Below are 19,320 nucleotides of genomic sequence, written 5' to 3' on the forward strand. Positions count from 1 at the left end.
AAGCAGAGACTCAACGCCAGCGAGAAGCCGAAGCAGAGGCTCAACGCCAACGGGAAGCCGAGGCAGAAGCCCAGCGCCAGCGAGAAGCCGAAGCAGAGGCCCGGCGCCAACGGGAAGCCGAGGAGCGTCGTGCTGCCGAAGCGGCAGAAGCGGCCATGCAGCGCCAGTTGGCGGGTGAAGCCGAAGCGGCCGCCAATGCTCAGCAGGCCCAGCAGGCGGCAAACAGCTTTATTAATATCGTGCGGCGAGCCGTTGAGCAGGCCTGGGTCATTCCGCCGGGAGCAAGTAACTCGATGAGTGCTACCATACAGGTAAGGCTTGGACCATCGGGCGAACTGCTAGCCACATCGGTGGTCACTTCAAGTGGTGACAGTGCCTTTGACCGGTCGGCGATGCAGGCGGTCGAACATGCAGCACCGTTTGGCGAGTTACGCGACTTGCCAGCGGATCAGCAGCGCAATTTACGTCAATTTAATCTGCGATTTACCCCGGGGGATGTTCGCTGATGCAAACGTTGAGCAAAGTGTGGCTTTTTTGCGTACTGCTATTGATCAGCAGTGTGGCAAGCGCAAACCTGACCATTGAAATAACCCGTGGCAGTGACCGTGCGCTGCCCATTGGTGTGGTTCCGTTCGAGGGTGGCGAAGGCTTGCCCGAGGACGTGGCTCAGATCATTCAGGACAACCTTGAGCGCAGCGGCTTCTTTTCACCGCTGGACCGTGGTGCCATGTTCGAGCGCCCCAGCCAGGCCAGCGACGTTCAGTTCGGTACCTGGCGTTCACTGGATGTTCGCTATCTGGTGGTAGGCCGGGCGCGCCAATCGGGCAGCGGCTATGAGCTGCAGTTCGACCTGATGGATATCAGCGGTCAGCGGTCAATTCTTCGCGAAACCGTCACCGCCAACAGTAATGATCTGCGTGGGGCGGCGCACTATATCAGCGATGAGATCTTCGAAGCGATCACCGATATTCGTGGTGCATTCTCCACGCGTATTGCCTACGTAACGGCGCAGGGCGTGGGCGATAACATGCAGTTCGGCCTGTACGTGGCCGATGCCGATGGTCGCAGAAGCCAGCAAGTGTTGACCTCTGACCAGCCGATCATGTCGCCGGCATGGTCCCCGGATGGCCGCAAGTTGGCGTATGTCTCCTTCGAATCTGGCAAGGCGGCCATTTACATTCAGGACGTGGCCACCGGCCAACGTGTCCAGGCGACGTCGTTCGACGGGATCAATGGCGCGCCAACCTGGTCACCTGATGGTCGTCGCATTGCCATGTCGCTCTCCAAGGATGGTCAACCGGAAATCTACATTCTGGATGTGGCCAACCGCTCCGTTGAGCGTGTCACCCAAAGCAACAGTATCGACACCGAGCCCGCATGGTCACCCGATGGCCGCAGCCTGATTTTCACTTCTGACCGCAGCGGTGGACCGCAAATTTATCAATATTCGCTGGGTAGTGGCGAAACTAATCGCATTACGTTCACAGGTAACTATAATGCCCGTGCCCGCTTCTCTCCCGACGGTGAAGAGATCTTCTTCATCCATCGTTCGAGCCGGGGGTATCAGGTTGCCAAGCAGGATCTTGGGGGTGGTCGCTTAGTGGTGTTGAGCGAATCAACAAGAGATGAATCTCCTAGTGTTGCACCGAACGGTACCATGGTAATCTTCGCTACCCAGCAGGGTGGTGCGGGAGTGCTCAGTGCCGTGTCAGCCGATGGCCGTTCATCGTTCAGGCTGCCAGCAGCGCAAGGCGAAGTACGTGACCCTGCATGGTCACCTTTCTTAAATTAATGAATGAACAGCACTAATCTCTGTTTTCAGGCAAGGAGTCTGATTATGCAACTTAAGCCGTTGGCTCGCTCATTGGCAGTAGCGTTATCTATCGTGGTTATCGCTGGCTGTTCCAGCACCGGCGGATCCCAGGACGGAGACGCTTACGGCAGCCAGACTGGCAGCAGCGTGGGCACGGGTACCTCGGGTGCAGGTGCGGGGGGTCAGTATGGCTCTACTACTGGCTCGGGTGCGGGTGCTGGCCAGCAAGCTGACTCGCGTATTCCTGAAGTGCGTACCATCTATTTCGACTTCGACCGCGATACCATCAAGAGCGAGTACGAGTCGGTCGTCATGGCCCACGCTCGCTACCTGCGTGCCAACCCGAACGCGCGCGTCGTTCTGCATGGTCATACCGACGAGCGCGGTACGCGTGAATACAACATGGCCCTCGGCGAGCGTCGTGCCGGAGCCGTGCAGCGCTTCCTGAACATTCAGGGCGTTTCTCCCTCACAGATGAGCGTTGTCAGCTACGGTGAAGAGCGTCCGGCGGTAAGCGGTCAGAGCGAAAGCGCTTACTCTCAGAACCGTCGCGTAGTCTTCAACTACTGATAGCGTTGGCGTGCCTGTTATCAGGCACGCCAACGGCCCTTCGGAGCTATCAATGAATCACAGTCTCAAACGCTATTTTGAGAGGCTGTGCGGTGCGGGAGCCCTGGTGCTCCCGCTGTCCGTATTGCCCTTATCCCTGCTCTCTGCTTCAGCCGTTGCCCAACAGCCGCTGGTGCAAGACCTCTCTTCCGGTTCCTCGGGTTTCTACCAGCAGACGCAGCGTCAGGAGGCGTCGGGTGGCAATCTGGTGCTGTTCAATCAGGTGCAAGAGCACCAGCAGGAAATCCAGCAGCTGCGGGGGCAGATCGAAGAGCTGCGTCACCAGTTGGAACAGCTGCGTAGACAGTCTCAGCAGCAGTATCTGGATATCGAAGACCGCCTGATGAGCAGCGGCCCCAGTCAGATCGAGCAGTCCACGCCTCAGGTCGAACCGGAAGTTGCCGAGCAGGTGGCCCAGGCCCCATCGACCCGCAACGTCAGTGACGACGCTCAGGCCGATTACCAGGCTGCCTTTGCTCATGTGCAGGCGCGCCAGTTCGGCGATGCCATTGCGGCTTTCGAAGCGTTCGTGGCCGATCATCCTGACAGCAGCCTGACCGCCAATGGCCATTACTGGTTGGGCGAGTTGTACGCGGCGGAAGGTGAGTTGGATGCGGCAGATCAGGCCTTTACACGTGTCATCGAGCAATACAGTGGCAGCTCCAAAGTGCCTGATGCGCTTTACAAGCTGGGACTGGTCAAGGCGCGCAAAGGGGAAGCGGCACGCAGTCGTGAGCTGTTGGAGCAAGTGCGTGACGACTACCCGCAAAGCAGTGCTGCTGGCCTTGCCAATGATTTTCTCCGTCAATCAGCCGGTTAATCGGCTTTCTTGGATCAAGGAATCCTCATGAACTGCAAAATCGACTATCAACCAGCGCCTGGCTTGCTTGAAAACCGCGTCGTGTTGGTAACCGGTGCGGGCGATGGCATAGGGCGCGTTGCAGCGCTTGAGTATGCCAAACATGGGGCAACCGTGATTTTGCTTGGTCGTACCATTGCCAAGCTGGAACGCGTTTACGATGAAATCGAAGCTCAAGGCGGTCCTCAGCCAGCCATTTTCCCGTTGAACTTCGAAGGCGCTACGTTAAAAGACTTCCACGACATGGCCGAGACGTTGAACAACGAGTTCGGTCGGCTGGATGGTTTGTTGCACAATGCAGGGCTGTTGGGCCGTATCACCCCCTTCGACCAGTACAATCCCGAGTTGTGGGAACAGGTCATGCAGGTGAACATCAACGGCCCCATCTGGATGACCCAGGCGCTATTGCCGCTGCTGCAGGCGTCTGATGACGCGTCGGTGATCTTTACCTCCTCCAGCGTCGGCCGTAAAGGTCGTGCTTATTGGGGCGCCTACTCAGTCTCCAAGTTTGCCACCGAAGGGTTTATGGAGGTGCTGGCAGACGAGCTCGAAAATCAGCCGCATGTGCGGGTGAACACGCTCAATCCTGGTGCCACGCGAACCCAGATGCGGCGTTCGGCCTATCCTGGCGAAGACCCGCTAACGTTGCGCACGCCAGAAGAGATCATGCCCACCTACCTATGGCTGATGGGCCCGGACAGCCAAGGGGTCAGCGGCCAGAAGTACGATGCCCAGCCGCCGCGTAGTTGATATGCCTGAAGAATGCAGCAAGTGCGCCATCGGCCCCATGGGCCGATGAGCATGTCACTGGGAGCGGTGGTCGTCTAACGCGGCCACTAGCTCCTCGCACGTCGCAAACCAGACATCGGCAGGCCACTGCTGGTAGTCATCCTCTTCGCTGATGTAGCCATAGCCCACCGCTACGGCCAGCATGCCAGCCGCTCGCGCTGCCTGCATGTCCCTGACATGATCGCCTATGTACCAACAACGCTCTGGCGCGACTCCCAGCTGTCTGGCGGCCTCCCACAAGGGTTCCGGCGCAGGCTTCTTGACGCTCAAGTCATCGGCACACAGCAGTGTGCCGGGGGTAAGGGCCAAGGCATCCAACAGCGGAACGGTATAACGCCGTGGCTTGTTGGTAACGATCCCCCAAGGGCGAGCGCTTTCCTGCCAGGCATGCAGCCACACGTCCAGCGGCGAAAACAGGCGGCTGTGTACGGCCACTTTTTGCTCGTAGGCATTGAGTAGAAAGTCGCGCGCCTGCTCATGCTCGTCACTGCCATTTTCGAGGCCCAGAGCCAGGGTGACCAGCGCGCTGCCACCGTTGGAGACCTGCCCGCGAATCTGTTCGAAGGGCAGGGCCGCGAGGCCATGATGGGCTCTCAAGGCATTAGTGGCGGCGGCCAGGTCCGGCGCTGTGTCCACCAGCGTGCCATCCAGATCGAAGATCACGGCATGGGGGGCTGAACGACACATCTATTCGCTCACCTTGCGGCAGTGCATCATATAGTTGACCGATACGTCGTGGGCCACCAAGCGGTAGTGGCGTGTGAGCGGGTTATAGGTCAAGCCGCTCTGCTCACGCACTTCCAGCGAGGCGCTACGCGCCCAGTGGGCCATTTCAGACGGGCGAATGAATTTTGCGTAATCGTGGGTGCCGCGGGGAAGCAGCTTGAGCAGATATTCGGCACCGACGATAGCGAAGGCGTAGGATTTGGGCGTGCGATTCAGCGTAGAGAAGAAAACGTGGCCGCCTGGCCGCACCAGTTGGCTACAGGCATGAATAATTGAAGCCGGGTCTGGCACGTGCTCCAGCATTTCCATGCAGGTGACCACATCGAACGTCCCCGGCTGTTGGGCGGCCAGGGCTTCGACGCTAATGTGTTGGTAGTCGATAGCCACACCACTCTCTTCAGCGTGCAGTCTGGCCACTCCCAGCGGTGCTTCGCCCATGTCGATACCGGTCACGCGTGCGCCACGGTGCGCCATGGCTTCGCTCAAGATGCCGCCCCCACAACCTACATCCAGCACTTGTTTGCCTGCCAGGCCAGCGCGAGCATCAATGAAGTCCAGCCGTAAAGGGTTGATGTCGTGCAGTGGCTTGAACTCACTGTGAGGGTCCCACCAGCGGCTGGCAAGTGCTTCAAATTTGGCAACTTCTGCCGCATCAACGTTGCCCTGTAGGCGGTCAGTGGTGCTATCCTGAAGAGTCGATGACATGGTATGGCTCCCTGAGCAAGTCGGCAATAAAGCGGAGAGGGCAATGCCTTGCCCATCACCCTTCTATCGTTGAGTATGGGAGTATTCTAACCACTCCCGGAGCGGAACGCATGAAAAGGAGCGAGGCATGATGCCCAACCCCCTATTTTATCGACGGTTGTTTGCCATGGAGAGCCTTTGAATGCGGGTATTACTGCACGGTAGCGAGCTGAGTGCCGCCACGGCGGCTGCCGCACTCGCCTGGGTAGGACACCAGGTGGACTGGCTGTTGCATGAAAACATGCCATGGTCATCGTTGGCCCAGGTCGACTGGCTGCGCCGCGAGCCTTCGCTCATGGTGCAGTTGGAACAGGCCCTGGCGTCGGGCCAACTACGTGTCATCGAAACACTTGACGCCTCTCACACCCCCGATGTGGTCTGGTTGGCACTGTCTCCCAGCCAGCGTGATTCTGCGCGCCAACTGCTCAGTAGCCCGCTGTTTGCCGGTTATCATGGGGGAGTGCTGATCAATAACTCGACCTTCCCTGTGGGTGAAACGGAGCGTCTGCATGCGCTAATGGGCCGTCAACATAGCCGTGTGGCGCTGCCTGATACCCTGGAGGAGGGGCGGGCGTGGGCCGCTTTTACACGGCCGATGCGTTGGTTGCTGGGCTGTGACGATGCCCACGGTGAGCAGGTCACCCGTGAGCTATTGCGCGCCTTCAACCGCCGTAGTGAAGTGTTCCAGCGCATGCCCTGTCGAGCGGCTGAACTGACCAAACTGGCGATCAATGGTATGTTGGCGACACGTATCAGCTACATGAACGAAATTGCTGGCCTGGCGGATACGCTAGGCGTGGATGTGGAGCATGTGCGACAGGGGATGGGGGCGGATAGCCGGATCGGTTTCGAGTATCTTTATCCTGGCTGTGGCTTTGGTGGGCCCAATTTTTCCCGTGACCTGATGGGGCTGGCCGATGTTCAATCGGCGCATGGCCGTTACTCCGCTTTGCTGGAGCAGGTCATGGATATCAACGAGCAGAAAAAAGAGACCCTGTTCAGAAAGCTATGGACGTTTTTCGACGGCAACCTGGCGGGTAAAACGATTGCCGTGTGGGGGGCCGCCTTCAAGCCGGGAACGGCACGCATCGACCACGCCCCGGTACTCACGCTGTTAGAGGCCCTGTGGGCGCAGGGCGTGACGGTCAAGCTGCATGACCCTGCCGCGTTGCCAGCTTTGCATGAAGTAGTGGGCCAGCGGGATGATCTGATCCCTGTTCAGGGAGACCCTTACCTTGCGTGCCAAGGGGCAGATGCCTTGATGCTGGTGACTGAATGGAAGACTTACTGGAACCCGGATTGGCATCGCCTGGCGACGCTACTGGGAGAAAAGCTGGTACTGGATGGCCGCAATATCTACGACCCTGCTTTTGTCGCCAGCTGTGGCCTACACTACCGGGGAATTGGACGACGCGCCGACCCGATATTGCCCTAAGGAAAAACCATGTCTGACGCCATCTCATCACCTCGTATCGTGCCGGATGTCGACCAGAGCTTTACTGCTCAGCACTTGCGGCATCGCAAGGGGCCCAGGCTCTGGCCATTATGGTTTTTCTTGATGTTGCTCTTCCTGGCCCTGGCCGGGGCGTCGGTGTTGCTGTGGTACGAGCGCGAAGAGCTACTCCGCCAGGTTAGTCGTGTCAGTGGCGAAGTCTCTAATCTGCATGCACGATTGGACTCGGGTGACACTGATGCTCAGGATGAGATAACCTTTGTACAAGCTCAGATGGCCACGCTTTTCCAGGAGCAAGAGCAGCTTGCCATCGCGCTCACCACCACACGTGAAGAGCTGTATGGGCTACTTACGGACCATGAGGCCAGCGCTTCCAGCGATGCGCTGGATTCTGTGTCGCAGCAGTTCGAACGCCTACAGGAGCAAGCTGCCATGCGAGACAATCAGCTTGCTGCGATTCGTGCGTCGCTGAATGCGCTGGAACAGGTAGGAACTTCCGGTAGACAAAATTTGCTGGAAGAGGTCTCTTACCTGGAACAGACCTTTGGCCAACGACTCGAGGAACTGGAGCGGCAATTGGCCAGTGAGCAAGCCGCACTGGCAGAGCAGCAGCAGTGGCGTGTTACCATGGAGCAGCAGTTGGGCCAGCTGTCTGAAGTGCTGGAGGATGATACCTCTGCCACGTTTGCCAGCCAGTCCGAGCTGGCGTCACTGGAGGCCGAGTGGTCGCAGCGGTTGGCCACCCTCGAAAGCGATGTGCGGCAAGTGCGTCAAGCCCAGCTGGCCTTCAGCGCACAAATGGAGATGCTGCGTAACTAGCATGCCGCAAGCCGATAATTTGGGGTTAGGGATAAAAGCGTATGGGAAGACAACGGCGATGGTCCGGCATGGCGCGCGTGGTTTGCGCACTACCGCTATGGGTGGCTTCGGTATCGGTATGGGGGCTCGAGGCCAATATTAGCGGCGTCAACCAGCAGGTGCGCAACAATATCAGTGCTTACCTCGAAAATATCGACGCAGAGCAGTACACCGATGTACGCCTGGAGGGGGAAATTCGTCAGCGCACCCAGGAAGCCATGCGGGTGTATGGCTATTACCAGCCCGAGGTGCGTGTCTCTCTCGAAGAGACGCCGGTCGCCGTGCGTATCGAGCCGGGGCCACGCGTTACCATTGAAGTCCTGGAGATCAACGTCACTGGCGATGCGGCAGACGATCCGCCTTTTCAGGAAGCCCTGGACGATTTTCCCCTCAACGTCGGCGACCCTTTGCGCCACGCACCCTGGGATCGGCTGCGCAATCAGTTTTCCGGGCTGGCCATCGAGCGCGGCTATTTCGACTGGGGGTTTTCGGACCGGCGTATGGAAGTGCGCCCCTACCTGGAAAGCGCGAGGCTCTACATGGGCTTCGATAGCGGGCCTCGCTACCAGTTCGGCAACACGCTTATCACCGGAAGCCATATCGAGCCTGACCGTCTTCGGCAGATGCAGACGTTCGAAGCAGGCGACCCCTACCTTGCCGAGTCCCTGGCCCTCTACAATCAGCGGCTGGCAGAAACCGGTTGGTTCAGTTCGGTCTCCGTGCGTCCCCGCCTGGAAACCGCCCATGAATTGATCATAGCGCCCCCCAGCGGGGGAGATCCCTGGTGGAGCGAAGTCGCTGCCACTCAGCCAGAGCGGCCACGGATTAGCAGTGCGGCGCTGACCAGCGCATTGAGCCTTCATCGTCGCGACGACACGCGTCTTCCCATTGACGTCAATGTTGAACCCGCCGACCGCCACCAGTATGAGGTGGGGATAGGCTTTGCCACCGATGTAGGCCCCAGGCTGCGCTTTGGCTGGCGTCAGCCGTGGATCAATCAGCTAGGGCATAGCCTGGATCATAATCTTTACCTGTCGGCGCCCGAGCAGCGCTTCACCGGGGTGTATAACATCCCCCTTGAAGACCCGATCCGGGACAACTATCGCCTCCAGTACGGCGTGCGCAATATCGATGACAGCGATACCCGCTCACTGCAAGGCACGGTCGAGATAGCGCGGCGCTGGGAGTTCGAGAACCGCTGGGTGCAAACGCTGTACTTCAGAACTACCTACGAGGACTTTACCCAGGGTGGCCAGGCCGACCAGGTGTGGATCTTCTATCCCGGCATCCAGTGGTCGCGTACGCGCACTCGCCCACAGCGATTCCCCGTCTGGGGAGACCGTCAGCAGCTGTCGTTGGAATACTCCGATAGTACCTGGGGCTCGGATGCCGACTTTGCCCGACTCACCGGCGACACCGAATGGATACGCATGCTGGGCAGCGACAACCGCTTCGTGGCGCGCCTGAGCGTTGGCGCCATCGAAACCGACGATTTCGATAAACTACCGCCATCATTGCGCTTTTTTGCCGGTGGGGATCGCAGTGTACGCGGGTACTCCTACGAAAGCCTCTCGCCGCGTAACGAGCAGGGTCGTTTGCGCGGTGGCCAGCAAATGCTGACCTCCACGCTGGAGTATCAGCGCCGCGTGACGGGCGACTGGTGGGGCGCTGCCTTCGTCGACAGCGGTGATGCATTCGATAACTGGGGCCCCGAAGATCTGAAGACCGGGGCGGGGGTAGGTGTGCGTTGGGTATCGCCGGTGGGCCCAATACGCTTCGACGTGGCGCACCCGTTCGACAACGACGATGACTACCGCGTGCACTTTTCGATCGGACCAGAATTCTAGGAGAGCTCTTTGGCCAAGGTTGATGTAACGACACCCCCAAACCGCGAGATGCTCTCTAGTCGTCGTCGCCTATGGCTGACGCTGTGGAGTCTGCTGCGTTTGATGATTCTGTTGCCCCTTTGGGTGCTGGGCCTGGCCGCCCTGTTGCTGGGTGTGGCGCTGTCCCCCTGGGGCACGGCACAGCTGTTCTCACAAGGTGAACAGCGCGGCTGGTTCAGCTATGAACAGCAGGAAGGGGCGCTGCTGGAGAGCTTTCGGCTTCAGGGCTTTCACTTGGCCGTGGGCGGCACGCAGGTGACCCTGGATGAGGTGGAGCTTGCCTGGGCCGACGATTGTCTGCTGTCAGGTAGGCTGTGCCTGGAAAGATTGCACCTCTCGGGCGCCGATATCCGCTTGTCTGCCAGCGATGCACCTGAAGAGCCCGACAGCGAATCCACGCCCCTTTCGCGTATTCACCTGCCATTCCCTATCGAGCTGCGTGATATCGATCTCAGTGACGTTCAACTGCACCTGGCCGATGGCACCCATGTGGCCTGGGAGCGCTTTACCACCTCCCTCTCTGGCGCACGGCAGCAGGTCATCATCGAGCCGACGCGCCTTGAACGCCTGGCCGTTCATCTGCCGCTTTCACCGGGTGGGCAGCTCACAGAGGATATCGACACGCCGCTCACCGCCGTCGGTATCGATAGTGCCATCCAAGTGAATCAGCCCCACGATGAGGAGCCAATAGCGGGTTCCCCGGCACCGCGTGAACGACTGTCGCTGCCAGCCATTGAGCTACCCATCGATGTGGCGATCACCTCGCTGTTGGTCACCGATGTCAGCGTGGCAGGTGCGTTCACCTATGACGTGGAGCGAGTACTGCTGGCCGGACATGCTGAGCGTGACAACGTGGTGCTTTCTACGCTTGAGGTGGATACCCGGGATGCCACGGCGCGGTTGATGGCGGATGTGACGCTGGCAGACGATTACCCGTTGGAAGCCGAGCTGCACAGCGTGCTTCTGCTGCCGGAACTCTTCCCGGCCTTGAGCGGAGAAACGCTGACGCTTCGGCTTTCTGGCTCGCTGGCGGATCTGTCGGCGGAGCTGGATGTGTCGGGGCAGATCAACGCGACCCTGGCGGCCGACGTCGATGTCCTGGCGCCTGATGTGCCCTTTACCGCGAGGCTGCAGAGCGAACGCGTCGAGTGGCCGCTGGAAAGCATGGAGCGTGATCCCGGCACCACCTACGTGGCACAAGATGTGGATTTGACCGTCAACGGTAGCCTGGACGCCTACGCCGTGCGGCTGCTGGTCGACGCGCAGGCGCCTCAGGTGCCGGATACGTCGATAGACCTGACCGGCGATGGTGACATGACCTCCTTCCGCTGGGCGCCCCTCAACCTGCGTATCGAAGAGAGCCGCTTGACCAGCGAAGGACAAGTGAACTGGGCCGACGCGCTGCGCATCGATGCCAGTGTGCAATTGAGCAGTGTCGACCCCTCGCTATTCGTCGACCAGTTGGAAGGCAACCTGAATGGGCGCCTGACTGCCAACGTTCAGCAGCAGGGAGAGCGTTGGGACATTGCGCTCCCTGAGCTGGCCATCGACGGTGAGTTGCAAGAGTATCCGCTGACGCTGGAGGCCGCGCTGGAGGCCAACAGCGATTTGGAAGTCGCTATCGAACGACTGCTGTTCACGCAGGGGAACAACCGCCTGACGGCTTCCGGCCAGGTGAGTGAACAAGCCATGTCGCTGCAGGCGGATATCGCGCTCACCGAACTGCAAACGCTGCACCCGGAGCTGGCCGGTCGCCTCAGCGGCGACCTCCGCGCTACCGGGAGCTTTAGTGCCCCCGAGTTGGTCGCACGCTTGACCGGCAATCAACTGAGGTTTGCCGAAAACCGTATTGAAACCCTTGGCCTGGTGGCCAATGTTCAGGGGGTCGATGATCCGGTTCTGCGTGTCGAACTCGATGCCCAAAGTGTCAATGCCGGTGGGCAGGCGCTATCCAGCCTGGCCGTCAATCTGAGCGGGCGCTTGTCTCAACACACTCTGAGCGTCAATGTCGACGGTGCGCCAGGCAATGTGCTCAGCGCTGCCTCGTTGGCTTTGGATGGCCGCTTCAATCAGGCTACGGAGCAGTATCAAGCCCGGCTGATGCCGCTGGAGCTGGACAGCGAGGCGGGCAGTATTCGCCTCGAAGCGCCGCTGGATATCGGCTACAACCTGGCCAATGGCCAGGCGAGACTGTCGCCATTCTGCTTGCGGCGACTGGAAGGCGGCCTGGTCTGTTCGGATGAGCCCATGACGGCATCGGCAGAGCAGGGGCAAGCCAGCCTGCGAGTCAGCGAAGTCCCCATGGAGATGCTCGAACCTTTCTTGCCCGAAGAGTGGAGCTTCGAAGGTGCCACGACCGCTGAGCTGGCGGCCAACTGGCGTCAGGGAGGCGCGCGCTGGCAAGCCAACGTGCAAGTACTCAGTGAGCTGGCGATCACCGCCATCAACGATTACGGCCAGCCGGTGGCCCTGCCGGTGTTGAGTCTGGATACCCAAATCGAGGCCAATCAATCACAGGCCGATGCCAACCTGCTGCTCTCGCTGTCCGAAGCCGGAGAAATAACCCTCGATCTTTCCGTCAACGACCCCTTGGGTCAAGGAGCCTTGGCAGGCGAACTGCGTGCCAACAATGTCTCCCTGGAACCCTATCGTCCGATGATGCTGGGCATGGACCGCCTCGAGGGGGCGCTGAACGGCAGCGTCCAAATTGGTGGCAGCACACAGCAGCCCGACCTGCAGGGGCAACTCGCCTTGCGTGGCCTGCGAGTACATGGCCCGGACATCCCGGTGGACGTTCAGGACGGTGAATTCGGCATTACCTTCGACGGCGAGCAGGGGGATATCGACGGCTTCGTAGCCGCCGAAAGAGGCCGGTTGAACATCAGCGGCGAAGCTTATTGGCCAGCCAGCGATGCTTGGCGGATCGGGATAGATCTCAACGCCACTCAGGAGCCCCTGCTGGTGGTACTGCCCCAGTTCGGCCGCCTGGAAGCCGCACCAGACATCCGTGTACGCATTACTCCAGAGCGTTTGCAGGTCAGGGGCAATGTCGACTTGCCCTGGGCGCGGCTGGAAATAGGCGATCTGCCCTCGTCGGCCACTTCACCCAGCCCCGATGAGATCATCATTACCGAGCGTGATGATCGAGAAGCCGAACAGGCGCGCCAGCGCGCCATCGCAGCGGGCGAAGACCCCAGCGCTGCTGAAGAACTGGCGGCCACGGGAATGGCCATCGATGTCCTGATTACCTTGACCCTGGGTCGCGACATGCAGATTTCCGCCTACGGCCTCGAGTCTGGTTTAGGGGGTAGCCTGGAAATACGCCAGGAGAGCGGGGTACTGCAGCTGTTTGGTGACGTAAACCTGGTGGATGGCCGCTTCCAGGCCTTTGGGCAGGACTTGCTGATTCGGCGTGGCCAACTGCTCTTTAGCGGTCCGCCCGGCTTGCCCGTGCTGGATTTCGAAGCGATTCGTAATCCGGACATTACCGAAGACGAAGTCATTGCCGGGCTGCGGGTCTCGGGCAACGCAGAAGAGCCGAACGTCATGATCTTTTCCGAACCCTCCATGGATGAGACCCGCGCGCTTTCGTATCTGTTACGTGGTCGTGCCCCTGACGCTTCGGGTGGCGGCATCGATAGTGCCCTGACCACGGCACTGATCGGCATGTCATTGGGTCGTACCGGAGGGGCCGTCGGCTCGCTGGGACAAGCCTTCGGGATCGATGACCTGACGCTGGATACCACTGGTGCGGGCGATGAAAGCCAAGTGGCGGTGAGTGGCCAGCTGACCGATGACTTGCGCATCAGTTACGGGGTAGGCATTTTCTCACCCATCGCTGAGCTGACGCTGCGCTACACCCTGTGGCGGAACTTGTACCTCCAGGCGGTGTCTGGTGCGAATCAAGCGGTTGACCTGATTTACACCTTTACCCGCTCGGGAGATCCTTACGTCTATCCGCAGCAATAGGAGAACATCGATGTCGTTTTTTACATCTCGCCAGACGGCACCCGAAGGCCGCAGCACGCCTATTGAGACCAGTGAGGTGCATACCGTGACGGGGGCGTCGCTGCATCCGCCATTTCCGGCTGGCTGCGAGGAAATCGTGCTGGGGATGGGCTGCTTCTGGGGCGTGGAGCGCCTTTTCTGGCGTCAGCCCGGTGTGGTCGTCACAGCTGCCGGTTATGCGGGCGGTACCACTCCCAACCCTACTTATCAGGAGACCTGTACCGGGCTTACCGGCCACACGGAAGTCGTGCGGGTCGTTTATGATCCGAGTGTGATTGGTCTGGAAAAGCTGCTGCAGATTTTCTGGGAAGAGCACGACCCTACTCAGGGAGACCGTCAGGGCAACGATATCGGCAGCCAGTACCGTTCAGCGATCTTCACCACCACGGCGCAGCAGTTGGCGCGTGCCCAGCAGAGTGCCGCTGAGTTTCAACAAGCGCTGGAAGCGGCGGGCAAAGGGCGTATCACCACGGAAATCAAACCGCTGGACACGTTCTACTATGCCGAGGCGTACCACCAGCAGTACCTCGATAAAAATCCCGGTGGCTATTGCGGGTTGAAGGGCACGGGCGTGACCTGTGCGATTGGCTAACAACGATGACCGTTTGAACAGGATAACAACGATGTGGCGACGTGGACGTGACTATCCATGGCTGATTAACATGGCGGGGTGTGCGCTGTTGACGCTGGGGTCGACGACTCAGGCCAGCACGCCGGACATGCCGACAACGGTAAAAGATACGCCGTTTGCCAGTGAACGAGAAGCCGTGATATGGCGCCAGGATGAGTTGAAAGACCTGGAGCGGTTGCTGCGCCAGCTGCGTTTTGACCTGGTCAATAATCGTGATGCTCGTGGGGCCGAACCTCGCCTGGAGGAGCTGCAGCAGAAAGCCACGCAAGCGCACTTCCTGCCTGCCTTCATCGAAGGCACCCATGGGCGTGGTTCCGATGCTCGGCCGGAAATATGGCAGGAGTGGGAAGACTTCTCGGCGGGTTTCGTTGACCTGGAAGAAAAAGTAGCCGACCTGGTGGAGGCCGCACAGCAGGAGGATTACCGTGCCGCTACGCGGGCCTTTTCGGACGTGAGTCTCAGCTGCCGGAGCTGCCACCGCGCTTATCGCTACAACTAGCGCGATGGCCTATGCTCAATCGCCCGACTGAACGCGGTCGATACGGTAGAGGGTCTCGACCTGTTCGAGCCCACTGATGGTGCAATCGAGGTCTTTAACCCGGCCATCGTCCAGGCCATATACCCAACCATGCACCGAGATCTTCTGGCCACGCTGCCAGGCGCGCTGGAGGATCTTGGTGCGACACAGGCTGTTCACTTGCGCCTGTACGTTGAGTTCACACATTCGATCGATTTGCGCGTCGAGAGGCAAGGCTTCCAGCGTTGGGCGGTGCTGGTTGTACTGCTCACGCACCGAGTGCAGCCAGTAGTCCACGACGCCGCACTCGCCTCCGGTGACGGCGGCCTTGATGCCGCCGCAGCCGTAGTGGCCAACGATCATGATATGACTGACCTTGAGGACGTCGACCGCATACTGCACCACCGACAGGGCGTTCATGTCGGTATGGTGCAGCAGATTCGCGACGTTGCGGTGAACGAACACTTCGCCAGGCGGCAACGCGATGATCTGATTGGCCGGTACGCGGCTATCGGAGCAGCCAATCCACAAGTAGTCTGGCTTTTGCTGGCTCGATAGGCGCTTGAAGTAATCAGGGTCTTCCTGACACATCCGCTCAGCCCAGGCGCGGTTGTTTTCCAGCAGCGTGGCAATTTTATCGGACATTGAGTCTCCCGGGAGAACGTATTTCATCGAAAGTGGCAGCATGTCAATGCAGCCAAGGCCATACAGAGTAACGAGTTTTATTCGTCTCGTCAGTTCCAGATCAACCGGGGGCTGCCTATCAAGTGCGGCAGCTTCAAGCAAGGAGTAGAAGCAACCATGTCAGAAACGATGTCAGACACCGGGTCAGCCAAAACGGCGCATGATTACGATTTACTGGTGATTGGGGCGGGATCGGGTGGAGTGCGTGCCGCGCGCATGGCCGCCGCGACGGGCGCTCGAGTAGCGGTGGCTGAGGATCGTTACCTGGGCGGCACCTGCGTCAACGTGGGCTGTGTGCCCAAGAAACTTTACTCCTACGCTGCGCATTTTCACGATAGCTTTGACGATGCGGCAGGTTTTGGCTGGCAAATGAGTGCGCCGCCGACCTTTGACTGGGCCACCCTGCGCGACAACAAAACCAGTGAGATCAAGCGTCTCAATGGCATTTACCAGCGTATGCTGGAAGGTGCGGGTGTCACGCTGCTCAATGGCCGTGCACGGTTGGTAGGGCCGCATCAGGTTGTGTTGACCCAAGAGGGTCAGGAAACCACTTACAGTGCCGAGAAAATCCTGCTGGCGACGGGTGGCTGGCCATGGGTGCCTGAGTTCCCGGGCAGCGAACTGGCGCTCACCTCCAATCAGGTATTTGATCTTGAGCGCTTCCCTGAGCGTTTCCTGGTGCTGGGGGGCGGCTATATCGCGGTGGAGTTTGCCAGCATCTTCAATGGACTGGGGAGCGACACCCACCTCATTTATCGCGGTGAGATGTTCCTGAAAGGGTTCGATCAGGAAGTTCGGGAGTTCACCCGCGCGGAAATGGCCAAGAAAGGCGTCAATCTTCATTTTGGTGTCAATATCGCTCGTATCGATACGTTGGAGAGCGGTGCACTCAAGGTCGAGCTGACCAACGGAGACGTATTGGAAGTCGATGCCGTGTTGGCAGCCACGGGCCGGAAAGCCAATACGGCAGGACTAGGGCTCGATACGCTGCAGATCGAGCTGGATGCGGACGGCAAGGTGCCGGTAGATGCTCAATTCCAGACCCGCGTGCCCTCCGTTCTGGCGCTGGGGGATTTGACCGCGGGCCCAGAACTGACGCCTGTCGCGCTGGCAGAAGCCATGCAGCTGGTCGACATCCACTTTCATCAGCGGGCTCCACGACCACTGGATTACCACACGATCCCGACCGCCGTGTTCTGTCATCCCAATATCGGCACGGTAGGGCTCTCCGAAGAAGCCGCCAGAGAGCAGTTCGACGGCATTCGGGTCTATCGCACCGACTTCAAGCCCATGAAGCACACGCTCTCGGGGAGCGATGAGCGTGTATTGATGAAGCTGATCGTCGACGATGCCACTGATGTCGTGGTGGGGGCCCATATGGTAGGTGAAGAGGCGGGAGAACTGATTCAGGGCATTGCCATTGCCGTGCGCGCAGGGCTGACCAAGGAAGACTTCGATCGTACCGTGGGCATTCACCCCACGGCGGCAGAAGAGTTCGTCACGCTAAGGACTCCATCACGCTACTGAGCGTCGGCTCGGCCAGAGGCATTAGTGTCAAACAGAGAGGCGAGCGGAAGCTTGCCTCTTTTTTGTCTCGCGCATACGCGTGGGTGTTCTAGACTCAGTGAATCATGGTCGTGCAGTGGATCCCAGCGCGCCGGGCAGGTGTTTTGATAACCCTGAATTATGGAAAAGCCACGGATAAATAATATGATTTTTGAATTGCTCATAATCAGCTGTTATAATGAAACTCAAATTCGCTACAGCGAAGCATAACCATGAGTACGCCTATCAAGCCTTTTACGCCCTCTGCTGAACTCGCCAGACCCACCGTGGCCGATGCCGTCGTGGGCCATGCGGAATCGCCTCTGTTCATTCGCAAGCCCAACGCCGACGACGGTTGGGGCATTTACGAGCTGGTCAAGGCGTGTCCACCGCTAGACGTCAACTCCGCGTATGCCTACCTGCTGTTGGCAACCCAGTTTCGCGATACCTGCGCAGTGGCCACTAGCGAAGAGGGCGAAATCGTTGGTTTCGTCTCAGGTTATGTGAAAGACAATGCACCTGATACCTACTTCCTATGGCAAGTCGCCGTAGGTGAGAAAGCCCGCGGTACAGGGCTTGCACGGCGGCTGGTAGAGGCGATCATGTCGCGCCCTGAACTGGATGACGTGCATCACCTCGAAACCACCATTACGCCAGACAACCAGGCATCCTGGGGGCTATTTCGCCGTTTGGCTGCCCGCTGGCAGGCCCCGCTGAATAGCCGAGAATACTTTTCGACCGAGCAGCTCGGTGGAGAGCACGATCCGGAAAACCTGGTGAGAATCGGCCCGTTTCAAACTGGCAGTCTCTGACAGCTTTCAAGGTTAACGGTTTTCCCGCTTGTGTTGCCCCGGCTGTCACTTTTTGCCGATCAGGCCAACCAGACCCGACTGATAAGGAGGTCGCTTATGCAGACCCAGACGCTCGAACGCATGGAGTCCAATGTTCGTACCTATTCACGTTCTTTTCCTGTCGTTTTCAAGAAGGCGCAGAACGCACGCCTGACCGATGAGAATGGGCGTGAGTACATCGATTTTCTTGCCGGTGCCGGCACGCTCAACTACGGCCACAACAACCCCCATCTGAAGCAGGCGATGATCGACTATCTGGCCACGGATGGTGTCGTACATGGTTTGGACATGTGGACCAGCGCCAAGCGTGACTATCTTGAAACATTGGAAAATGTGATCCTCAAACCACGGGGTCTGGATTACAAGGTACATCTGCCGGGGCCCACAGGCACCAATGCAGTGGAAGCGGCCATTCGCCTGGCCCGTGTTGCTAAAGGTCGCCATAACATTGTGACCTTCACCAACGGTTTCCACGGTGTCACCATGGGCGCACTGGCCACCACCGGTAATCGCAAGTTCCGCGAAGCCACCGGCGGTATTCCCACTCAGGGTGCCAGCTTCCTGCCGTTCGATGGCTACATGGGCGAGCACGCCGATACGCTGGATTACTTCGAGAAGCTGCTCAACGACAAGTCGGGTGGTCTCGATGTTCCGGCCGGCGTCATCGTGGAGACCGTGCAGGGGGAGGGCGGTATCAACGTGGCGGGCCTGGAATGGCTCAAGCGCCTGGAACAGATTTGCCGTGCCCATGACATTCTGCTCATCGTGGACGACATTCAGGCAGGCTGTGGCCGTACCGGCAAATTCTTCAGCTTCGAGCATGCAGGCATCACGCCAGACATCGTGACCAACTCCAAGTCGCTGTCAGGTTTTGGCTTGCCGTTCGCCCACGTATTGATGCGCCCGGAGCTCGACAAGTGGAAGCCAGGCCAATACAACGGTACGTTCCGTGGTTTCAATCTCGCCATGGTGACTGCCACGGCGGCGCTGAAGAAATACTGGTCCAACGATACCTTCGAACGCGACGTTCAGCGTAAAGCACGTATCGTCGAAGAACGTTTCAAGGCCTTGGCAGCGCTGCTCAGCGAGAACGGCATGCCTGCTACAGAGCGCGGTCGTGGCCTGATGCGTGGTATCGATGTGGTCTCGGGTGAGATTGCCGACAAGATCACCAGTACGGCTTTCGAGCATGGCCTGATCATCGAAACCAGTGGTCAGGATGGGGAAGTGGTGAAGTGCCTGTGCCCGCTGACCATCCCGGATGCGGATTTGCTCGAAGCGCTGGATATTCTCGAAGCGTCGGTCAAGCACGTCATCAACGCTTAATGGTATGGCAGCTACCCTGGC

At 59.2% G+C, this 19,320-nt stretch carries 17 protein-coding genes; 14 read left to right on the forward strand and 3 right to left on the reverse strand.

The window, feature by feature from the left end:
* From tolA to B7L71_RS01935, 5 genes are all read left to right on the forward strand, one after another.
* On the forward strand, nucleotides 1-506 hold a 506-nt coding region (gene tolA, locus B7L71_RS01915), incomplete at its 5' end, for a cell envelope integrity protein TolA (protein ID WP_081135596.1).
* The gene (gene tolB / locus B7L71_RS01920; protein WP_081135599.1) at nucleotides 506-1,792 is read left to right on the forward strand and encodes a Tol-Pal system beta propeller repeat protein TolB; all 1,287 of its coding nucleotides are present in this window, start codon (nucleotides 506-508) and stop codon (nucleotides 1,790-1,792) included. The genes tolA and tolB, both read left to right, overlap by 1 nt.
* 45 nt (nucleotides 1,793-1,837) lie before the next feature.
* Nucleotides 1,838-2,383 carry a peptidoglycan-associated lipoprotein Pal gene (pal, locus tag B7L71_RS01925; RefSeq protein ID WP_016913821.1) on the forward strand — a complete coding sequence of 182 codons (546 nt, stop codon included), beginning with the start codon at nucleotides 1,838-1,840 and terminating at the stop codon, nucleotides 2,381-2,383.
* Between the two features lie 52 nt (nucleotides 2,384-2,435).
* Nucleotides 2,436-3,242 carry a tol-pal system protein YbgF gene (ybgF, locus tag B7L71_RS01930; RefSeq protein ID WP_081135602.1) on the forward strand — a complete coding sequence of 269 codons (807 nt, stop codon included), beginning with the start codon at nucleotides 2,436-2,438 and terminating at the stop codon, nucleotides 3,240-3,242.
* 27 nt (nucleotides 3,243-3,269) lie between these two features.
* Nucleotides 3,270-4,031, forward strand: a complete 762-nt coding sequence (locus B7L71_RS01935) for a YciK family oxidoreductase (RefSeq protein ID WP_016913823.1) — start codon at nucleotides 3,270-3,272, stop codon at nucleotides 4,029-4,031.
* A 54-nt stretch (nucleotides 4,032-4,085) separates the two neighbouring features.
* Here B7L71_RS01935 and B7L71_RS01940 read toward each other — a convergent pair whose 3' ends face one another.
* Together B7L71_RS01940 and ubiG are read right to left on the reverse strand one after the other, a co-directional pair.
* Nucleotides 4,086-4,757: an HAD family hydrolase gene (locus tag B7L71_RS01940; protein ID WP_081135605.1), complete on the reverse strand. Its 672-nt coding sequence runs from the start codon at nucleotides 4,755-4,757 to the stop codon at nucleotides 4,086-4,088.
* Nucleotides 4,758-5,501 carry a bifunctional 2-polyprenyl-6-hydroxyphenol methylase/3-demethylubiquinol 3-O-methyltransferase UbiG gene (gene ubiG / locus B7L71_RS01945; protein ID WP_081135608.1) on the reverse strand — a complete coding sequence of 248 codons (744 nt, stop codon included), beginning with the start codon at nucleotides 5,499-5,501 and terminating at the stop codon, nucleotides 4,758-4,760.
* 181 nt (nucleotides 5,502-5,682) lie between these two features.
* Here ubiG and B7L71_RS01950 point away from each other — a divergent pair, with 181 nt between their 5' ends.
* From B7L71_RS01950 to B7L71_RS01975, 6 genes are read left to right on the forward strand one after another with little or no spacing between them, the layout of a single operon-like run.
* Nucleotides 5,683-6,975, forward strand: coding sequence for a nucleotide sugar dehydrogenase (locus B7L71_RS01950; RefSeq protein ID WP_016913826.1), 1,293 nt, complete (start codon nucleotides 5,683-5,685; stop codon nucleotides 6,973-6,975).
* 9 nt (nucleotides 6,976-6,984) lie between these two features.
* On the forward strand, nucleotides 6,985-7,812 hold the full coding sequence (locus B7L71_RS01955) for a hypothetical protein (RefSeq protein WP_081135610.1): 828 nt from the start codon (nucleotides 6,985-6,987) through the stop codon (nucleotides 7,810-7,812).
* Nucleotides 7,813-7,853: 41 nt separating this feature from the next.
* Nucleotides 7,854-9,698, forward strand: coding sequence for an autotransporter assembly complex protein TamA (gene tamA / locus B7L71_RS01960; RefSeq protein WP_081135613.1), 1,845 nt, complete (start codon nucleotides 7,854-7,856; stop codon nucleotides 9,696-9,698).
* A 9-nt stretch (nucleotides 9,699-9,707) separates the two neighbouring features.
* Nucleotides 9,708-13,706 carry an autotransporter assembly complex protein TamB gene (gene tamB, locus B7L71_RS01965; protein ID WP_446497337.1) on the forward strand — a complete coding sequence of 1,333 codons (3,999 nt, stop codon included), beginning with the start codon at nucleotides 9,708-9,710 and terminating at the stop codon, nucleotides 13,704-13,706.
* A gap of 10 nt (nucleotides 13,707-13,716) precedes the next feature.
* Nucleotides 13,717-14,337: a peptide-methionine (S)-S-oxide reductase MsrA gene (msrA, locus tag B7L71_RS01970; protein WP_016913830.1), complete on the forward strand. Its 621-nt coding sequence runs from the start codon at nucleotides 13,717-13,719 to the stop codon at nucleotides 14,335-14,337.
* 31 nt (nucleotides 14,338-14,368) lie between these two features.
* Nucleotides 14,369-14,875 (forward strand): c-type cytochrome, encoded by a 507-nt coding sequence (locus B7L71_RS01975; protein ID WP_081135618.1) that lies wholly within the window; start codon nucleotides 14,369-14,371, stop codon nucleotides 14,873-14,875.
* Nucleotides 14,876-14,890: 15 nt separating this feature from the next.
* Here the strand turns inward: B7L71_RS01975 and can are convergent, their stop codons facing one another.
* Nucleotides 14,891-15,538, reverse strand: a complete 648-nt coding sequence (gene can, locus B7L71_RS01980; RefSeq protein WP_081135620.1) for a carbonate dehydratase — start codon at nucleotides 15,536-15,538, stop codon at nucleotides 14,891-14,893.
* Nucleotides 15,539-15,694: 156 nt separating this feature from the next.
* Between can and gorA the strand changes: the two genes are divergently transcribed.
* The 3 genes from gorA (at nucleotide 15,695) to ectB (ending at nucleotide 19,299) form a co-directional block, all read left to right on the forward strand.
* Nucleotides 15,695-17,104 (forward strand): glutathione-disulfide reductase, encoded by a 1,410-nt coding sequence (gorA, locus tag B7L71_RS01985; protein WP_139790016.1) that lies wholly within the window; start codon nucleotides 15,695-15,697, stop codon nucleotides 17,102-17,104.
* A 251-nt stretch (nucleotides 17,105-17,355) separates the two neighbouring features.
* Nucleotides 17,356-17,934, forward strand: coding sequence for a diaminobutyrate acetyltransferase (ectA, locus tag B7L71_RS01990; protein WP_081135623.1), 579 nt, complete (start codon nucleotides 17,356-17,358; stop codon nucleotides 17,932-17,934).
* A gap of 96 nt (nucleotides 17,935-18,030) precedes the next feature.
* The gene (gene ectB, locus B7L71_RS01995) at nucleotides 18,031-19,299 is read left to right on the forward strand and encodes a diaminobutyrate--2-oxoglutarate transaminase (RefSeq protein ID WP_081135625.1); all 1,269 of its coding nucleotides are present in this window, start codon (nucleotides 18,031-18,033) and stop codon (nucleotides 19,297-19,299) included.
* Nucleotides 19,300-19,320 lie beyond the last annotated feature (21 nt).

Origin of the sequence: Halomonas sp. BC2, assembly GCF_002078115.1 — a bacterium.
In the GTDB taxonomy this organism is placed as follows: domain Bacteria; phylum Pseudomonadota; class Gammaproteobacteria; order Pseudomonadales; family Halomonadaceae; genus Vreelandella; species Vreelandella stevensii.